Origin of the sequence: Bacillus cereus (assembly GCF_002561295.1) — a bacterium.
Taxonomy (GTDB): domain Bacteria; phylum Bacillota; class Bacilli; order Bacillales; family Bacillaceae_G; genus Bacillus_A; species Bacillus_A cereus_S.
In genome coordinates, this window is record NZ_NTUG01000010.1 from 165,730 (window position 1) to 184,717 (window position 18,988).

Here is an 18,988-nt window from a genome sequence, read left to right on the forward strand (position 1 = left end):
GGAAAGATTGTGAAACACCGCTCTAGTATCCACTGAAGCGGTGCTACAAGTTAAATATGATTATAATATCTCAATATACCCTTCTGTTCCATGTACCCGAATTCGTTGACCGTCTTTTATCAGTTTTGTAGCATTCTCTACCCCAACGACTGCTGGTAATCCATATTCACGTGCAATAACTGCTCCATGTGTCATTAGGCCACCAACTTCGGTGACTAACCCTTTTATAGACACAAACAATGGTGTCCAGCCAGGGTCCGTAAAGGAAGTAACTAATATATCTCCATCTTCTAAATTCGCATCTTCCATGTTTAAAATAACACGAGCTCTCCCTTCTATAACTCCTGAAGAAACAGGCAGGCCTACAATCGCTTCGGCCGGGAGATTTTCTCGTTTATATTTACCTATAATAATTTCACCATCAGACGTGATAACACGTGGCGGCGTTAGTTTTTCATAAAATTTGTACTCGTTTTTCCGTTTATTAATAACCGTGTAATCCAGTTTTTTTACACGGATGACTTCGTGAAGTTCTTCAAAAGTCAGATAGTATATATCTTTTATTTCATCAATAACACTATTTTGCACAAGTTGCTCAGCTTCTTTCAATAATGCCTGCTTATATATGAAATAACGATTAATCATTCCGTATTTGGGATATTCACGATAACCAATGAAATTCCGTACTAAACGAATCATTCGCTTCGTCTCTTCTACTTTTTCTTCCCCCTCCGGTACATGCTGCAATCGATCCAATAACTCTTCTTCTTTTTTCAAAGCCTCCTGCAGCCCTTCTTCAAATTTCCGCTTACCAGCACCAGATTCAAAGTCTCTCATATTATTTAAAATCATTTGAATAATTGTAGTTGGCTTTTCACTCCAGCGCGTTTTCGTAATGTCAATTTCTCCACTGCACCTTATTCCGTATTTATTCAGAAAAGTATAGATCGCATCTCGAGCTTTTTCCCCACCTTTAAACTTAACTAGTTCATCTAAAAAGCTATCATCTTCTGCATATTGTAAATACTTAATGACTGCTGGATACGGCCGAACCACATCTGCAACATCCAATAATGCTAGCCCCATTTCTGAAGTAATATTGTTTGGTACAGATTGAGAAAGTGTGTCTGCTACATTTTTTTCACCTAGCCATTGCTCCATTTTTTCATTGATCCACGATGAAGCATTTATAGCTGCTGTAATTACACCCAAACTTTGTGGGTCAAATAAAATTTTCTTTAATCTCTGGATATCTTCTAAAATAAACTCAAATAAATCTGATCCTGATTTCGTTTGGATATTTTGCTTTAACTCTTCTATCGATGTTTGACTACTCTTGATCAAATCAGTAACGATTGTCGGATCGTTTTCGATTTGTGCTTGAAACCCCGCAGACGACATACCTTTATTGCTTTTACCGGGATTCTGTTCTTTTTTATCATCTGGTGACGACTTTATAAAATTTTCTCGCTCTATTATAGTCATGAGTGCATCTTTTATAAGTGGATCGGATTGTCCCAATGTATCTATTATCATTTTTCTGCTGACAGGCGAAGCTAGATTATGTGTGATATCAACAAATAACCTTCCGCCAGCTTTAAATCTGGGTCCAAAAGATGTTAACTGAAATAAAGATAATCCCAATGGTTTCATTGCGTCGGTCATCATTTGTTGGTGACCGACAGATACATAGACGTGATTTTCTTGATCATTCGCTTCGGGGATGGGGTATAAAGTAGTAATTGGTCGACTTTGGACAATATAAAATATATCATCAACTAAACACCATTCAATATCTTGCGGACAACCAAAATAAGCTTCGATCTGTCTTCCGATACGTGCTAGCTGTAATATTTGTTGTTCAGACAGTGTTTGAATCTTTTGCTGAGTGGAATTGATCTGCTTTGTCTCTGTTCCGCCCTCTTTTAAGGCATAGATAGCCAATTTTTTAGTTGCGATCATCTTATCGACGATTTCGCCGTCTTTTACTTTATAATTATCGGCAGATACCACCCCTGATACTAATGCCTCACCAAGTCCAAAACTTGCATCAATTGATAGTACCTTTCTGTTAGAAGTAATCGGGTCAGCAGTAAATAAAATTCCCGAAGCCTGTGGGAAAACCATCCTTTGAACGATAACACATATAGAAACTTGATTATGTTCAAAACTGTTTTGTATTCGGTAAATGACTGCTCGCTCTGTAAATAAGGAAGCCCAGCACTTTCTTACATGCTGCAAAATTGATTCTTTTCCGATGATATTTAAATAAGTGTCTTGTTGACCAGCAAAAGAGGCATGTGGTAAATCTTCAGCGTTCGCGCTAGAACGCACTGCATAAGCATTTTCATCGCCAAACTGCGAGAGATCGTTAGCAACTGCTTCCGCAACATCAGAAGGGATTTCTGCTTCCATAATAATTTGTCGAATCTTCCTGCTGATTTCACCAATTTGATCACGATTGTCTATTTTTAGCATGGTTAGTTGCTTCAACAATTCTTGAAACGTTTCGTTTTGTTCGACGGCTTTTTGATATCCTACTGTTGTAATACAAAAACCTTCTGGTACTTGTATTCCTTGGACTTTTGATAATTCTCCTAAATTTAACCCTTTTCCACCAACGAGCAGAAGTTGTGTTTTTTCTATCTCCTGAAAACTAAGAACCAAAGAACCCATTCTACATCTCCCCTAACCATTCATGTTCTATTGATTTTAGCAGTAGTAAATGAGAATAAAAAGTCTATATTAACCATTTTTTACATGCTATAATTAGATTAGGAAGAGTTCAAAAAACAGCTAAAACCTTGCCATACAGTAGTTAAATGAAATTAGAATGATTCAAAATCAATTCATTTTAGACCTTATAAACAGATAACCCCATCCTAAAAGTAGGACAGGGTTAAAACTTGCCAATACATTCGTTTCGTACTAGGTTACTTCTGCACCATCTGAATAAAGTTACCACATGTATCGTCGAAGACAGCTATTGTAACTTCGCCCATTTTTGTCGGCTCCATCGTAAACTTCACGCCTTTTTCCAATAATCGTTCATACTCTTTATGAATATCCATAACGCCAAACATTGTTGCTGGGATACCTTCAGCAAATATTTTCTTTTGATACTCTTTTGCAGCAGGGTGTTCATTCGGTTCGAGTAAAAGCTCAGTACCACCTTGATCATCAGGAGAAACAAGTGTTATCCACCTAAATTTTCCGACGGGAACGTCCTCCTTTTTTACAAACCCTAACTTTTCTGAATAAAACTCCAGTGCCTTGTCTTGATCTTGTACGAATATACTAGTAACAACGATTTTCATATTGTTTTTGCCTCCCTTTTTATTTGTGTACTAACAGTCTAGTTTTGTAAAACAACCCACACATTCGTCACAAAGTCCTGTTACGATACTAAAAACTTACTCTATCCACCCTTCTAGTAAGTTTTTAAGTGGTTCATTGTTAAACATAAGTACTCGATATTTTCCCTTTCGTTTTGATTTTACGAGCCCTGCGCTTTCCAATATAGTAAGATGTTTAGCAATTGCCTGTCGCGAAATGGAAAGGTCGTGCTTCATAATAAGACGTGCTGTAAGTTCATACAACGTCAACTCGTTTCGTTCTGATAATTCATCTAATATAAGCCGCCGAGTCGAGTCGCCAAGTGCTTTGAATATATCATCTTTGTCCCAATTCATATATCAAATATAAGCAACTATATGGTTGCTGTCAATAATAAGCAACTTTAAAGTTGCATGATTGTAATTTTGAACTATTATAGAAATAAACAATGCCCCGTGCTTAGAGAACACGGGGCATTGTTTATCTTTGTAAATGATTATTCGATTGATCTTCTTGTTCTTTCTTTAATTCATTTTCTTCATTTTTTGGTAATTGCTTATCATTATCTTTAATCGGATTCGTTTCTTTATTTTCAATCATATCATTCGGTACTTGCGGCATAACCCGCCCAACAATGGCAGCAAGTTCATCAAGAATCCCTTCTCCTGCTTTTCCATGTTTAATTTGATCACCCATTCGCTTTAATCGCTCATACGTATCAACATCTGCTACAACGACTGCATTGGCACCATTTGGATCATGCTTTAAACTTTCAGCAACAGAATACTTAATTGAATCCACTCGAGAACGATCTAATTTCGCTTTTACATCTATTCCAACAACCGCGTATTTTCCTATTACTACTGCCGTTGCATCTCTTACACCTGGTATACTAGCAGCTAAAGAAGCTAAATGATCTGCTACTTTTTCATTTGGCTTCTTTTCATTCGCCTTATAATTCACGTTTTGCATAGACATGTTTTTTTGTTCTGGCTTTTCTTTTGCATTATCTTGCTTTCCGATGCTACACCCTGTAATCACAAAACAAATCATAAGCATATATATTAGGATTTTCATTATTCTCACCACTTCATCGATTGATGTTTAATCGTAAATTTTTTCTACAGTTTGCATCTTTTTCACTTTTTCTTCTGTTCCGTCATTTGCATTAATAAAAATTTGATACGTATCTTTCCCTAGTGTACCTACAAATTCGTAGCACAGCACTTCTTTATGAATATCATTTACTACAATCGCTTGACGTTCTTCCATTACTTTTACATCTGGATTGATTTTCTTTCTTGCTTCAGCAGCTGTTAATTTTGCAGTTGGAATTGTCCGGGTTTGATGAGATGCTAAATATTCTTTTGCTGAGAAACCAACGATCGATCCATCATCTAAAGCAATTTTCATTTGAATTGCTTCTGGATAAATTCGTACATTATCTTGATTAACAACGTACGTAAATACCCCAATATTATCGTATTGTGAACTATCATAAAGTTCCATATTCGTGAACTTATGATCTTTCAAGAAAGCCAATCCTTTATTTCCCGCATCATTTAAACTAATCTTTTGTTCTTTAATTTCACGGTTATTCATTACCCAAATTGGATATCCGCCTTTTCCGGTAATATCCATATAAAACTCATTCTTCGTTTCAGGGTCTTGAATCTTTACACTATAAAAAGATTCTTTCGCACCTTTTCCGCTTTTTTCAACTTCTACTTTTTCGTTCCCTTTTAAATTCAAAAATGATTTTGCAATTTTTGCTGCCTCATCTTCTGAAATTGCTTTCCCTGTTGCTTCAAATCCACCTTTTTTATCTTTTTGCATACTTGTAAAAGTCGGCCCAAAATTATTTGAAGAATAAGATGTAACATTCTTTTCAACTGTTTTAAGTCCATCGATAATTGTGTTATCTGCTGGATCTTTATTTGATGCAAGCGCAAGTTCTACATCCATCCAGCGCAAATTATTTTTCAAAACAAGATGTTGTACTTTTCGAAGTTCATCTTGAATATCAGCTGCATTTGAATATAAGTTTTGCAATGATTTATATTCTTGATCGTTTAAAGGTTCTTTCTCTAAATCACGAACTGCAGTGCGATAACTAAAATCACCAATATTCGCTAGAAATTCCTCCGTTTTATTAAAAGGCATTAATGTTAATGGAAGTTGCCCTACATCAGAACGCGCTTCTGATGTTAAACGCCATACATCCACTAATGCTGGTGATAAAGATGTGCGTGAATTCATCGCAAGTGTTGTTCCTATTTTATCGTGCAGTAAATCTACTTCATATGTTAAATCATGAAAGGCACGCTGATAGCTGTTTTCCGCTCGAATCAATACCGCGTTTTTTTCTTGATGTTCCTTATAGCCCCAATATCCTGTTCCAACTACACCGATTGTTAATAATACAATGACAATACCTCTTAACATGTCTTCACCTCCGCTCTATTTACAGAAAATATGTTTACCGATTTTTTTAATTTGTGGTCGAGTCCAAATCCATTTACTCGTTGCCGTATCTGGATTGAAGTAATAAAGTGCATTTCCTGTAGGGTCCCATCCGTTAATTGCATCTAACACAGCTTTTTTCGCCGTTTCATTTGGCGTTAAGTATATTTGCCCATCAGCAACTGCTGTAAATGCACGTGGTTCAAAAATTACCCCTGAAACTGTATTCGGGAATGACGCACTTGTCACACGATTCAAAATAACTGCTGCGACTGCTACTTGTCCTAAATATGGTTCACCACGAGATTCACCATATACTGCGTTTGCCATTAATTGAATATCATTTTGGGAATAACCATTTGGCACATTTGTACCTTTATTTTGAGTTGGCTTGCTAGCTTGTCCGCCACCTGTGTTCCCTTTATTTGCAGTTGATTTTTCATACTTTGTTGCTTTTACAAGCATCTGCTTTGTCTTAGATCCCGCTAAGCCGTCTACAGGTAAACCAAACTTTTGTTGAAAGTTTCTTAATGCCCAATATGTACCCCAGCCAAATACACCATCAACTTTTCCTGTATAAAAGCCATTATATTTCAATCGAGACTGTAATTCAATGACATCTTCTCCAGATGCACCTCTTTGAATCACTTGATTAGAAAAAGCTTGGACATTTCTCGTTTGTCCGCTACTAACAATTACAGATATACCGATTAACACAAACAAAATCAGTACTTTAACAATCGTTGTATGACGCATATGTAACCTCCTTATTCGCAGTAATGATTTCATGGTTATGTTTTGTAAATAAAGCGCTTTTATGTAAAGAAGACAAAAAAATCCACACTTATATGATGTAGACAGCTTGTACACAATAAAGAAAAAAGAGAAGGAGTTTATTATGAAGCGTATTTTTGCATGTTTCGTATTAGGAATGGTATTTCTTACAACATATTGCAATACATATACCCATCCATCTATCGTTTACGCCCAACCCCCATATGCAAAATGGGGTAAACTTGCAGTTGAAAAAACGAAAGAAAAATATCCAAAAGCGCAAATTATTGATTACCTTCATATAGGTAGAAAACCGAAGACAGTACACATAACAACTGAAAAATTCAAATTATGGCTACGTGAAAATGGAAAAGAATATGGAGTTTTTGTTGATGTGGAATTTGATACAAAAACGGAGAAGTTTTTGAAGATTACCTTTCAGAAAACTAGTAGGTAAAGTGAAACTTTAATNNTGAATCTTGAGGTGGGGATCTTACTGCCCGTTAATGCGGGATAAAACATTTTCCTTTCATCTGTAAAATAAAAAGTGCCCCTGTTTTCTCTGAAAAACAGAAGCACTTTTTATAAAATGCTATCTAATATTTATCCGTTATGACTCCAAGCGAAGTTGCTTTTATAAACGGTAAATCTTTAATTGCTCGTAAGTCTTCTTTTTCATTCGTTTTTATATCATGAAAATCAGCAAGCTCTTCTATGATTCTGTATCGTACAAAAAACGATAAAAATTGAAGCATTGTAATGGCTTCTCTTCTTCCTCACTTGGAATATAGTATTCTTGATTGCTATATGGTAACTCTAATTCACTCCATTCTTCTGCACGACCTAAACATTTTATATAAGTCGTATATCCTTCCCCGTTAGAAGTAAATGAATGATAACGTGCTTCCCCTTGTAATAGTGTACGATCAATCGCATTTCGTAATTGCAGTAATGATTCTCTATTTGCAATGATAACAGCATCATCGTGCCACATTTGCTGACTATACAAATGCTGTATTTGATCAAAAACTTCAACACGATTTTTCAAAACGGACTGAAATGCTTGAATCGCATTTTCGTGAGAAAAGGTATCAATCTTGACATCCATTTCATAGATTTGAGCAGGATTACCTAACATTTCTAAATACAACGCTACATATCGTGTTACATTCACGAATAAAATTTGTTTTTCTATAAAGTAATATGTATGGATTTCTTCCTCATTCTTCTTATAACAAACATACTGAACATCATTTCCGCACTGTTTTCGTTCTATTTGTTTAAATCCAAATTGTTTTTTGGTCTTATTCTTTTTGAAACACATCGTTTTTGAATCTAAAGCGATAAAAAAATATGGTGGATTCACTTCATACATTCCCCCTTTTATTACCATTTAACTTTACATCCATATAAAAAACAAGAGTTTATGAAAACTCTTGTTTATACTCTATAAATAATTTAAGTGGTACTAATCCACGCTTTGGCATTTGACTACTGATAACAGCAACGAGCTCTAGTTTTGGCACGATGATAATATATTGCCCACCGTATCCCATTGCAAAATATATACAATACGGTATGTGAAATCTTTCGTGATCCACTACCCACCAATGGTATCCATATGCGCCGACATGCTCATATGTCATAAAGTGAGCTTCGCTGGATTCTTCTATCCATCTTGATGAAATAATTCTCTCTCCATTCCAATATCCATTTTGTAAACATAACAGCCCGATTTTTAACAAATCTTCCGCCTTCATTTTCATACCAAATCCACCTACATAAATACCTTGTGGATCTTGTTGCCATTCATACTCAGTAATGTGCAAAGGATGAAATAAATGTTCTCTTGCAAATTGCTCTGTTGTCTTTCCAGTTGCTACTTGTAATATATAACTTAACAAATGTGATGAGCCTGAATTATAATTCATTTTTGTACCCATCTCTTCTATTAAAGGCTTCTGCAAAATATACTTTATCCAATCTTCAGATTCAACAAAGTCATTTGGGAATACAACGCCATTTCCAAACTCTTTCCATTCTTCACCGGTTGTCATTGTCAGCAAGTGATACAGCGTTAATTCTTTCTTTTCTTCCGGTACATTTGGGATCCAACTTGCTATAGATGTATGGATATCGCTTATATACCCTTTGTCAATCGCTATACCAATTAACATCGATACGATACTTTTCGTGATCGAGTTAATTTTGTATAAAGTGTGCGCGCATTCTGGTGTTTTATAATACTTAGTCGTTAATTCTCCATGCTGATATACAAGGAATGCCTTCACTTTCTTTTTCATAAACGTATGTTCTAACTTGTAAAAATCCAATATGTATTCCTCCAACCGTATACTAATCTTGTCTGTTTTTACTATTCTACTCAAATTACATAAATATTTCTATTGCTTTATATTTTCTACAAAAGACTTTAATTTTTCATAAAGCTATAGCGATTTTGGACATAAAAAAAGAAACTCTCTTGAGTCCCTTGTTCCATTTCATTTACAAAACTTTCGATAAACCTGTGTATGATGTAACGGTTTAAACCCTAAAGAAGTATACAAATTCTCTGCACTTTCATTTCCCTCTATAAAGCATATTCGAATTTCTTCATATCCTTTTTCTAACATCTCGTTCATACCGAATTGTAAAGCCTTACGCCCATATCCATTTCCTTGATAACTTGGATCCACCATTACATTCTCTAATATTCCTTCTCCAGTAGTAACTGATGCGACAATTTGTTCACCTTCTAGCAACAAATATACATTGTTTTTATTGTTTAATTTATATTTTTTCACACTGTCTTTTGGAGCAAGATAGGGCTTCATATCATACTTTTCATGCAACTCGTAATAACATTCCTGCACCATCTCTACAAACTGATCAAAAAATCTATCTTCGTATTTAATAAACTCCATGTCTACTTTAGGAAGAGTTCCTCCATTGTATACAAATTCAAGCGAGCCCCACCATTTTTCAAACCCCATTTTCTTAGCAAAACCAATGGATTTTGCTGATTCAGTCCTCATATAAGTACAAATATAATCTAGTTTTGTTTTATAAATTTCCTCTTCCATTGCTTTATATAATGTAGAACCAACTCCTTTTAAACGAGATTTTGGTTTTACATACACACTAATTTGAGCAATTGACCCTCCGGCACTATTTGTATAGATAGATGAATATGAGAAGCCTTCAATTCCATTTTGCTCATACACGAGAAACTGCATAGAATTCAAGGCAACCTCATCTAAAGAACTTATCTCTTCTTCTATCCCCATACTTTTTATTAGATTTGATATATTGACCTTATCTTTTTTTTCGCTATACGCACGTATCATTTAAATCATCCTCATTTCCGGGTGCAGTCACTTCATTCTAATTATTAATTTTTTATTTCTTTCTAAACGCCAGTATAGGATTTTTATCACTTAGTTCAACAAAGAAAGGAAAAATAAATAGAAAAGAAAGACCTAAAACCTCACTCGAAAAACGAAAAGTTTCTAATGATAAGTACTGCTTTTCATAACAATACGGGCAATCTTTACCATCATTTTGGAAATAAAGCGACCAAACGTCCTTTGCTTTCCATTTCTCTTTGCAATGCGTACAACGAGTCACAAAATCCCTCCTATTTTTTCAGAATATTGCTTCTTCATTATACATGATGCCAAAGAAAAAAGTACACCACACTTCAATAGGTGGTGTACTACTATCTCTATTTTATAATTTTGTTCGTACATTCCAAAGCTCTGGGAAAAATCGTTGATCCAGAACACGTTTTAAATAAGAAACGCCAGACGATCCGCCAGTTCCCATCTTATGTCCGATAATACGCTCTACTGTTTTCATATGACGGAAGCGCCACTGCTGGAGCCAATCTTCAATATCAATTAACTTTTCAGCAAGTTGGTATAAATCCCAATATTTCTTTACATCAGCATATACTTCTAACCATGCTGCTTCCACTGTCGCATCTTCTTCATAAGGTTGTGTAATATCACGATTTAATACATCTTTGCTAATTTGGAATCCTTCCTTTACAAGCGCCTGAATGGCAACATCATATAAACTTGGTGAATGAAGCGCTTTATGCAAGCGAGCATGTAATTCTGGATCTTTCTCATAAATTTTTAATGCATGAGGTGTTTTATAACCAAGTGCATATTCAATCATACGGTATTGATACGATTGAAACCCTGATGCTTGACCGAGTGAATCACGAAATTCAATGTATTCAGATGGTGTAAGCGTCGCAAGAATATCCCAAGATTGAATAATTTGCGATTGAATTTTAGAAACACGTGCAAGCATTTTAAACGCTGGAGCCAATTTGTCATTTTGGATTGACTCAATCGCTGCGCTGAGTTCATGTAAAATTAACTTCATCCAAAGTTCACTTGCTTGGTGAATAATAATAAACAACATTTCATCATGATGATCAGATAATCTTTTTTGGCTTCCTAACAAACTATCTAATTGTAAGTACTCACCGTACGTCATATTTTCTTTAAAATCTGTATGAATTCCCTTTTCCATAATTACTTTTTCATTTTCTTTCATAAAAACGAACACCCCTTTTATGCATCATCTGTTTATTCTTATAGTGGTCTTATGACAGCACGAACTGGACTCCCATCTGCATCCATTAGTGCAAGTGGCAAGGCAATCAGTTCATAATCTCCGTCTTGTACATGGTCTAATACAACATTTTCTAAAATATGAATACCGTGTTTAAATAATTGGTGATGCGCTGCCAATTCTTTATCATCGAGTGGATCTACAGAAGGTACATCCACTCCAATTAGTCGAATTCCCTTTTCCGAAAGAAACGGCGCAATATCAGCACGCAAATATGGTATTGTTCCTGGGAACTCCTGTGCATTTCCATGTGAAGCAGTCCGAAGTAATAGCCTTTCTACACCTTCTAACTTAAATTTTTCTAATTCTTTTGCACCAATGCTTTCCATACCTGATACATCAATGATTCGAGCTTTCCCAATATAGACATTAACATCTAAATCTAGTACTTTTTTTCCCTCGTTATCAAAATGAAATGGTGCGTCAATATGTGTGCCTGTATGGATACTCATCGTTATCTTTCCAACATTAACAGAGCCGCTCTGTTCTTTTGACCATGATACTTCATAGGAAAAAGGTGTATCTCCTGGCCAAGTCGCAATCTCATTATTTAATGGTTGTGAAATATCAATCCAGTCAGAACCTTTCATCGCTTAAGCCACAACCTCTCGTTTGTTCTCAAACTTTTTATATTCTTCGTCTTTCATAATCTTCTTCAAAATTTGTACAGACTTCCACACTTCTTCATACGTATTATATAAAGCCACTGGCGCAAGGCGAACTCCATTTGGTGCACGGAAATCAGGAATCACTCCATTTGCTTTTAACGCTTTACATATACGTGCAGCTTCTGGATGTTCTAAATAAATATGGCCTCCGCGTTTCTCATCTTCTAATGGATTTCCAATTGTAAAACCTGCATCTTGCAGTTCATGGTTAATTAAATCTAGCATATAGCGAGTAATATGTAATGATTTTTCTCGCAATCTTTCAATGCCAGCTTCTTTGAAAATCTCAAGTGAACCGATTAATGGCGCTATACTTAATACATGCGGGGTACCAATTTGATATGCCCCAGCATGATCTGCTGCTGTTAATGTATGCTCCATATCGAATTGCTTATCTTTTCTTGAGCTAAACCAACCAGAAAGCCCTGGAAGACGGTCAAAATGTTTCTTATTTACATATAACCCAGCGACACCACCAGGTCCTGCATTTAAATATTTATAATTACACCATACTGCGAAATCAACATCCCATCCTTTAAAATCATGCGGAATGGAACCGATCGAATGGCATAAATCAAAACCGATATGAATACCACGCTTATGCGCTTCAGCAGTTAAACGCTTCATATCAAGAATTTGCCCGCTTCGATATAAAACAGCCGGTAATAAAATTAATGCGATATCATCCGTCATTGCCTCAATAATATCTTCTTCTTGTAATGTTCTACCATCTCGACTCTTTACTCGTACAAGATGTTCATCTGGATCAAGCCCTTTTAACTGAATTTGACTTTGCAACGCATAAATATCTGACGGGAACGTTAATTCATCCGCGAGAATTTTTGTGCGAATTCCTTTCGGCTCATAAAACGTCGCAATAACTTGGTGAATATTCGTCGTCGTGGAACCGGTTACAATTACTTCTTCAGGCAAAGCACCAACAAGTGGAGCAGTTAATTCACCTAATCGTTCTGAAAGAAAGAACCAAGGATGTTCCCCTTCTGTCCATCCATCAATCCCATACTCTTTCCATGAATCTAACATAGTAAGTAAAGATTTTTCTGCTCTTTTTGAAAGTAATCCTAGTGAATTGCCATCTAAATATATTGTATTTTCTTTTTTATAAAATTCTTTTTGGAAATCAGCAAGTTCATCGTATTTATCACATTCCACCGCATACTCATAAGATGGTTCAAATGGTTCTTGATACATTCTTTCACCTTCTCTTAATTTTCTTTTTATTCTAACTAATTGAAATATAACATTATAACTGACACGACGTCAATGATATTATGTCAGTTGACTTTTGGCATTCGCTTCCACTAGAATAAAGTTATATTTTCAGATATTTCAGTATAAAAGAGGTGTTATTTGTGGAAAAAAGTCTTCTTTCAACAAGACAACAGCGATCTATTGAAACGAGAAATAAACTATTAAAGTCTGCCTACAATATTTTTTTAGAAAATGGCTTTCATAAAACAACAATCTCTCAAATTATTAAACATGCCGAAACTGGATACGGTACTGCATATGTTTATTTTAAAAATAAAGATGATCTCCTCATTGTTCTTATGGAAGATACTATGAATCGATTTTACAAAATTGCCGAGCGTTCCTTTTTGCCTAAAACAAAAAAAGAAGCTCACAATATGATACGAAATCAAACGCGATCTTTTTTACAAGTAACTGAAGAAGAAAGAAATATATTACAAGTCGTTGAAGAGGCTATCGGTGCATCAAAAGAAGTTCGCAAAAAGTGGAATGAGATCCAAGAACGTTTTATAAATCGAATTATGCAAGATATCACCTATTCTCAGGAAAATGGACTAGCCCGAAATGAATTAAACAAGGAAATTGTAGCGCGTGGTTGGTTCTCTATGAATGAGATGTTTTTATGGGAAATTGTTCGAAATGAGAAGGAAGTAAATTTAGAGGAGATTGTTTATACATTAACTGAGATGTATACAGCGGGGTTATATAAAAACAGATAACACACTTTCCCTTACATAAAGAAAGTGTGTTACTCTATCATTCTTATAAAAATAGTTCTTCAGGATATGGCAATGCTAACTTAGGTCTTTTATGCGCTGAAAAATATTGTAGCTTTAAAGACTCCCCATCTATCGCTTTCAATTCGCCTTCTATTACTTCACATTCAAATACAACAACGATATATTCCACTTGATCTTCATTTTCGTATGTATGACGAAAGTCTTTCCCACCAAATACACCTTTTATCTCTTTTATTTGCACTTGTAATCCTGTTTCTTCCCACACTTCTCGAATTACCGCTTCTTCTGGTGTTTCACCAAGCTCAATTGCTCCTGCCGGTAAACTCCAATATTCACCGCCAGGATATTGAAATAAGATTTCTCCTTGCTCATTTTTAATGATTGCCGCTACGCTTGGCATAAAAATAAGCTTAGATCCTACTTTTTCACGGATTTGTTTGTAGTATGTAGAAATTGGCATGTTCAGTCTCCTTGCGTGTCTTCTATTTGTCTTTTATAAACCTTTGTCATCAATTATTTAAAATATTTATACAGGGGAACAACTATACAAAAAATCGCTACCACAAAACAAACAATCCCTACAATCTTATTTTCATTCTCGTTTTTTCTATAAGTTTGTAGACCGATACCAATCACTATACACCCTAGTAGCAATTGTATAATCAACATGCTTTGTTTCGAATCATCACCCCAGCTATAAACGATGTAACCCATTAAGGCAATTGCTAATATAAAGGTCACAATTCTTATAAACACACAGACATCTCCTTTTCCCATTATTTTATTGCAATCTACTCACAACCCCAAAAATAAACTTATACTCACTTCGCTTCTTTTGTACTTTCTTAAACCCTTCTTTAGAATCTAAAATGAAACAAATTTTTCGGAACCAAACTCGTACATATAAAGATTCGAAATAAATAGGTTTCACGATTCCTTTTTGCTCAAACTCCGTTCCATCTTCTCGCTCTGTTTCCGTTCGAATAAACCACTTATTTCCGATACCGACTTCTATATACTTCACTTTTAACTCTCCTTTTGCATTACTTCTTGGAAATTTCATTTTAAACACTCTACTATTTCCCTGGTAAGCGCATGTTTTGACAAATTCCCCCTTGTAAAATAAAAAAGGAGAAAGTTTTATAACGACGAATAACTCAAAAATAAGTACTGATTTTCTTTAGAAAGGTATGGATATTATGAATAACCAATTTACTACTCTATTAAGTGAAATGATTTTTATAGAAAGACAAAATCAATTTCAAAATCCAGATGTAGTACTCTACCATCCTGGTCATTATGTTGAATTAAATGAATATATTATCAAGTTGTTTCATGAAGAAGGCTTTAAAACAATTATGATTCCAAGTGTACATAATGCGTTTTTAAATGCAAATGAGTTTATCTATCATAAAGAAATCTTAGTTAAATCTGGAATCCCTGAGGAACGAATCATTCCAATCATAGGAGAAGCTACTACCGCAAACGATGTTATCAAAAACGCAATGTTTTACCTACAGGACATAGCAGTACATAAAAATATTTTATTAGCAGGAAAAATATTTTTTATGAAGAGATTTTTGCTTATCGCAACAGCTTTTGCTACTGATGGCATGGTAATTGATGTTCTTCCTCTACAAGACCATAGAAATATTACGAAAGATACTTGGCATTTAACAGATACCGGTAAAAAAAGGGTGTTGAATGAATATCATATGATTTCCCAATTTCTTAAAGAAAATGCCCTTTCAAATGTATAGCAAGGGATTCAACCATATGATTTTACCCCCCCTCATCTCTATAGAAAGTATTCCTTTCTACTATTTCCCCGGTAAGCGCATATTCCGACAGAACGTGCACATATATAAAAGAAGCAGATTGATAGAAACCTGCTTCTTTTATAACTGAAATCGCTGCATTCGTTTATAAAATGTACTGCGCGGGACATCTAATAGCTTTGCCGCAAGCGAGACATTTCCCTTCGTTTTTTGAAGTGCTTCAATCATTCCATCCCGCTGTATTTTTTCACGGAACGTTAATGTATGTTCATGTTTCATAGCTTTTTGTTCTTTTAATTCCAAATTCTTTTGATTTACATTCATTGTTTGTAATAAGAAAGAAATTTGGTTTTCGCATATTTCTCGCCCTTGAGAAAGAATGTATATACGTTCTAATACATTTAGTAGTTCACGAATATTTCCTGCCCATTTATGATGTAGGAATTGCTCGTATACTTTTGCTGGAAATTGAATATTCCAATTTTTCCTTTTACAAAAATCTTGGATAAAGTATGGAATATCTTCTTTTCTTTCGCATAAAGAAGGTACATAAATTGGATATACATGTAAACGATAGTATAAATCTTGACGGAATTTCCCTTCTTCTACTAGTTGAAGTAAATCCCGATGCGTTGCAGTAATAACGCGAATATCCACTGGCACCTCTTTCGCACTTCCAATCGGTGTTACTTTACGCTCCTGTAAAACACGTAAAAGAGCTACTTGCATTTCAGGTGGAACTTCTCCTATTTCATCAAGAAAAATCGTTCCGCCATTCGCCTGTTCGAATTTCCCCTTATACCCTTGACGGCGAGCACCTGTAAAGGCTCCTTCCACATAACCAAACAATTCACTTTCCATTAATTCTTTCGGTAATGCTCCGCAGTTAACTGCAACAAACGGACCATTTTTTCTTGTACTATTCTCATGAATTGCTCTTGCGACATATTCTTTCCCGACTCCAGTTTCTCCGCAAACACAAACACTCGCATCAGCCTGCGAAACAAGTTTAATTTCTTCTAATGTACGCTGAAATGAATCACTCGTTCCAACAACTCCTGGGAAATGTACTTCCTTCTGCATTTGTACAGCGTGATACACTTTTTGAAATTGACTTTTTGATAGGTATATACACTTCCCTATCATCCTGTCATTATTATATACAGGTACTTCCATCTGACTTTGAAATCCGTACTGCAGTAAATCATTTACCTTCATGCGTGACCAATTAGAAATTTGTTCGCGAATCGGTTTACTTGCAGAAATGACAACTTGCCGATGATTGCAAATCACTACTGGCTCCTCACTGTCAATTACATCTAAAAAACGATGAATTAATTGTAATTCATGCTGGTGTACACGAATGCTACATTCACGCTCAATCGCATGCGCAATAGATGTTACCATCCCTAGCATATATGGATGTGAAAACTCGATAGGACATGAAAAATCAAGGACACCAATTAATTTCCCATCATCATTATGAATGGGTGTAGCTGCGCAGCTCCAGCTATGAGATGCGACAGAATAATGTTCTGTACCACTTATCATAATGGCTTCTTCAATTGCCAGTGCTGTCCCAATCGCATTCGTTCCTACAGCTGCTTCTGTCCATTTCACACCTTCAATAAAATTAATGTGCTTAGCTTGCTTTAACGTCCTATTATTTCCAGTTATAGAAATTGCATATCCATCAGGATCAATTAACAGTGCCATCATCTGTAATTCATCGATTGTTTTTTGCATATTTTGTAAATGTGGTAAAGCTATATCAAGGAAAATTTCGCTTTTCTGTTTTTGTTCATCAAATACACTTGAAGTTAAAATATTCTGACCTTTATTCATATGTGGATTCACATTCGCTTGCTTAGAACGATGCCACGATTCTGAAATTCTTTTATTTATTCTAGTAGAATCAAGAACACCTTCATCAACAAACTTTTTCCATGTATGTAAGTAAAACGGTGATGCTAACATTCTATCATCTCCCTTTTTATTATTTTGGAGATTCGTATTTAGGAGCTCTTGCGAAGAAAGATATTTTTATTATAAAACTCCTAAAAAACGCTTTCAACAAAAAGCAGACAGATGACACAAACATGTTAACAATTCGAATATTTTAATGGGCGCTTTTACACTTTCTAAATAACACTACGTTTTGTACAACAGAGCTCACCGTTATACAAACCCATAACCATTTCATTGAATGATCGTCCAGAAAAAAGATTGTACTTGCTATAATAAACAAAATAGTGGAAATGATACTTATATAAAATTTCATTCTAAATTGCAAGGTTCTTCCTCCTTTATATCTATATATAATTTTATAAACTATTCCCCGGTGAAACGCCCCATAAGGATTGTATTATAATATTGACCATCAGCAAGCCTTTTATCATTTTTTAATACCCCTTCAACTTCAAAACCTAACTTTTTATACAGTGTAATCGCTTTGTCGTTTGTTTCTAGCACATTCAAAGTAATTTTTTTAATCTTATTATTGTCAGCCCAATGTATAGATTCTTTCAAAAAGTTCTTACCAATTCCATATCCCCAAAAATCTTTTAGAATGCATACGCCAAACTCTACCTTATGGGAAAATCTTTTTAAATCGATTCCTTCACACCTTGAAAATCCAACAATTTGATTATGTACTACCGCAACCAAAAATAAGTTTCGTGGCTTTTCCGTGTCCTCTTGTATAATCCTCTCAAATCCTAATGTATCTATAAAACCTTCACCTTGTTCTCGATCTAAATTTTCAGTTTCTCCATCAATCTGTAATCTTAAATTAGACAAGTCTTTTGCATCTTTAGCCATTGCAGATCTAATAGTATAATTGAGTCCACTTACATCAAATTCTTGTTTATTAATAATCATAGTATACTCCTTTAGTATTGAGTTAATTTAGAAGAATCCGGCACCAAAATTCTTTTTAACCGAATCAAACAATTTGCCGAAATTTCCCACAATAGTAAATCTTAATAATTCCAGTCTATCATAGATGCATCCATTACAAATAAGAAGTCTTTGTATAATCATTTTTGTTTTCATAAAGTGAAACTTCAATCAGTGGGGGTTTTCTCCATCCCTACTGATTGTTAGTTGAACCAATCGGGCTTTTACGGGCTGTTTATCTCCCACCTAAACTTCCTCGCATTTTCTTAAGTTTTGAGGTCGGAGTATTACAGCCCGTTAATGCGGGATAAACTGATATATAAAGCTTCCTCATTTCGCATTAATAAAGTGAAGCTTTAATCAGTGGGGGTCTTACTGCCCGTTAATGCGGGATAAATAAGAAAAACACAAG

Annotated in this window: 22 protein-coding genes; 3 read left to right on the top strand and 19 right to left on the bottom strand. The window is 35.1% G+C overall.

The window, feature by feature from the left end; all coding sequences use genetic code 11:
• Window positions 1–60: 60 nt before the first annotated feature.
• The 6 genes from ppsA to sleB form a co-directional block, all read right to left on the bottom strand.
• The gene (ppsA, locus tag CN373_RS09190) at window positions 61–2,676 is read right to left on the bottom strand and encodes a phosphoenolpyruvate synthase (protein WP_098359147.1); all 2,616 of its coding nucleotides are present in this window, start codon (window positions 2,674–2,676) and stop codon (window positions 61–63) included.
• A gap of 257 nt (window positions 2,677–2,933) precedes the next feature.
• Complete coding sequence (locus tag CN373_RS09195) at window positions 2,934–3,317, bottom strand: VOC family protein (RefSeq protein ID WP_000707058.1); 384 nt, start codon at window positions 3,315–3,317, stop codon at window positions 2,934–2,936.
• A 96-nt stretch (window positions 3,318–3,413) separates the two neighbouring features.
• Window positions 3,414–3,692 carry an ArsR/SmtB family transcription factor gene (locus tag CN373_RS09200; RefSeq protein WP_001103919.1) on the bottom strand — a complete coding sequence of 93 codons (279 nt, stop codon included), beginning with the start codon at window positions 3,690–3,692 and terminating at the stop codon, window positions 3,414–3,416.
• Between the two features lie 124 nt (window positions 3,693–3,816).
• Window positions 3,817–4,413 (bottom strand): YhcN/YlaJ family sporulation lipoprotein, encoded by a 597-nt coding sequence (locus tag CN373_RS09205; protein WP_098359148.1) that lies wholly within the window; start codon window positions 4,411–4,413, stop codon window positions 3,817–3,819.
• A gap of 27 nt (window positions 4,414–4,440) precedes the next feature.
• Window positions 4,441–5,781 carry a germination protein YpeB gene (gene ypeB / locus CN373_RS09210; RefSeq protein ID WP_098359149.1) on the bottom strand — a complete coding sequence of 447 codons (1,341 nt, stop codon included), beginning with the start codon at window positions 5,779–5,781 and terminating at the stop codon, window positions 4,441–4,443.
• A gap of 15 nt (window positions 5,782–5,796) precedes the next feature.
• Entirely contained in the window at window positions 5,797–6,555 is a 759-nt protein-coding gene (sleB, locus tag CN373_RS09215) for a spore cortex-lytic enzyme (RefSeq protein ID WP_001216604.1), read from the bottom strand.
• 142 nt (window positions 6,556–6,697) lie between these two features.
• Here sleB and CN373_RS09220 point away from each other — a divergent pair, with 142 nt between their 5' ends.
• The gene (locus CN373_RS09220) at window positions 6,698–7,030 is read left to right on the top strand and encodes a YqzG/YhdC family protein (protein ID WP_000821038.1); all 333 of its coding nucleotides are present in this window, start codon (window positions 6,698–6,700) and stop codon (window positions 7,028–7,030) included.
• A 139-nt stretch (window positions 7,031–7,169) separates the two neighbouring features.
• Here the strand turns inward: CN373_RS09220 and CN373_RS25535 are convergent, their stop codons facing one another.
• The 8 genes from CN373_RS25535 to kynU form a co-directional block, all read right to left on the bottom strand.
• A complete protein-coding gene (locus CN373_RS25535; RefSeq protein ID WP_157632421.1) occupies window positions 7,170–7,328 on the bottom strand; it encodes a hypothetical protein in 159 nt (52 codons plus the stop codon).
• Window positions 7,286–7,939: a hypothetical protein gene (locus CN373_RS09225; RefSeq protein ID WP_133116035.1), complete on the bottom strand. Its 654-nt coding sequence runs from the start codon at window positions 7,937–7,939 to the stop codon at window positions 7,286–7,288. Before CN373_RS09225 ends, CN373_RS25535 begins: the two co-directional genes overlap by 43 nt.
• Before the next feature lie 58 nt (window positions 7,940–7,997).
• Window positions 7,998–8,906, bottom strand: coding sequence for a serine hydrolase domain-containing protein (locus tag CN373_RS09230; protein ID WP_098359151.1), 909 nt, complete (start codon window positions 8,904–8,906; stop codon window positions 7,998–8,000).
• 168 nt (window positions 8,907–9,074) lie between these two features.
• On the bottom strand, window positions 9,075–9,920 hold the full coding sequence (locus CN373_RS09235) for a GNAT family N-acetyltransferase (RefSeq protein ID WP_098359152.1): 846 nt from the start codon (window positions 9,918–9,920) through the stop codon (window positions 9,075–9,077).
• Window positions 9,921–9,972: 52 nt separating this feature from the next.
• The gene (locus tag CN373_RS09240; protein WP_000196282.1) at window positions 9,973–10,200 is read right to left on the bottom strand and encodes a hypothetical protein; all 228 of its coding nucleotides are present in this window, start codon (window positions 10,198–10,200) and stop codon (window positions 9,973–9,975) included.
• Window positions 10,201–10,302: 102 nt separating this feature from the next.
• Window positions 10,303–11,142 (bottom strand): tryptophan 2,3-dioxygenase, encoded by an 840-nt coding sequence (gene kynA / locus CN373_RS09245; RefSeq protein ID WP_000661943.1) that lies wholly within the window; start codon window positions 11,140–11,142, stop codon window positions 10,303–10,305.
• 38 nt (window positions 11,143–11,180) lie between these two features.
• Window positions 11,181–11,810 carry an arylformamidase gene (gene kynB / locus CN373_RS09250; RefSeq protein ID WP_000678667.1) on the bottom strand — a complete coding sequence of 210 codons (630 nt, stop codon included), beginning with the start codon at window positions 11,808–11,810 and terminating at the stop codon, window positions 11,181–11,183.
• Between the two features lie 3 nt (window positions 11,811–11,813).
• A complete protein-coding gene (gene kynU, locus CN373_RS09255) occupies window positions 11,814–13,100 on the bottom strand; it encodes a kynureninase (RefSeq protein WP_000284182.1) in 1,287 nt (428 codons plus the stop codon).
• Between the two features lie 161 nt (window positions 13,101–13,261).
• Between kynU and CN373_RS09260 the strand changes: the two genes are divergently transcribed.
• The gene (locus CN373_RS09260) at window positions 13,262–13,879 is read left to right on the top strand and encodes a TetR/AcrR family transcriptional regulator (RefSeq protein ID WP_000415730.1); all 618 of its coding nucleotides are present in this window, start codon (window positions 13,262–13,264) and stop codon (window positions 13,877–13,879) included.
• Between the two features lie 43 nt (window positions 13,880–13,922).
• On the opposite strand, the gene CN373_RS09265 is transcribed toward CN373_RS09260, so the two are convergent.
• Genes CN373_RS09265 through CN373_RS09275 form a run of 3 tightly spaced genes read right to left on the bottom strand, consistent with a single transcriptional unit; the run spans window position 13,923 to window position 14,924 of the window.
• Entirely contained in the window at window positions 13,923–14,360 is a 438-nt protein-coding gene (locus tag CN373_RS09265; RefSeq protein ID WP_098359153.1) for an NUDIX domain-containing protein, read from the bottom strand.
• A gap of 53 nt (window positions 14,361–14,413) precedes the next feature.
• A complete protein-coding gene (locus CN373_RS09270) occupies window positions 14,414–14,677 on the bottom strand; it encodes a DUF3953 domain-containing protein (RefSeq protein ID WP_002056812.1) in 264 nt (87 codons plus the stop codon).
• Window positions 14,678–14,681: 4 nt separating this feature from the next.
• Complete coding sequence (locus CN373_RS09275; RefSeq protein ID WP_033664706.1) at window positions 14,682–14,924, bottom strand: DUF3977 family protein; 243 nt, start codon at window positions 14,922–14,924, stop codon at window positions 14,682–14,684.
• A 175-nt stretch (window positions 14,925–15,099) separates the two neighbouring features.
• On the opposite strand from CN373_RS09275, the gene CN373_RS09280 reads away from it, so the two are divergent.
• Complete coding sequence (locus CN373_RS09280; protein ID WP_001064612.1) at window positions 15,100–15,660, top strand: hypothetical protein; 561 nt, start codon at window positions 15,100–15,102, stop codon at window positions 15,658–15,660.
• A gap of 138 nt (window positions 15,661–15,798) precedes the next feature.
• On the opposite strand, the gene CN373_RS09285 is transcribed toward CN373_RS09280, so the two are convergent.
• Together CN373_RS09285 and CN373_RS09295 are read right to left on the bottom strand one after the other, a co-directional pair.
• The gene (locus CN373_RS09285; RefSeq protein WP_098359154.1) at window positions 15,799–17,655 is read right to left on the bottom strand and encodes a sigma-54-dependent Fis family transcriptional regulator; all 1,857 of its coding nucleotides are present in this window, start codon (window positions 17,653–17,655) and stop codon (window positions 15,799–15,801) included.
• Between the two features lie 354 nt (window positions 17,656–18,009).
• Window positions 18,010–18,558 carry a GNAT family N-acetyltransferase gene (locus CN373_RS09295; RefSeq protein ID WP_000586220.1) on the bottom strand — a complete coding sequence of 183 codons (549 nt, stop codon included), beginning with the start codon at window positions 18,556–18,558 and terminating at the stop codon, window positions 18,010–18,012.
• Between the last annotated feature and the right edge of the window lie 430 nt (window positions 18,559–18,988).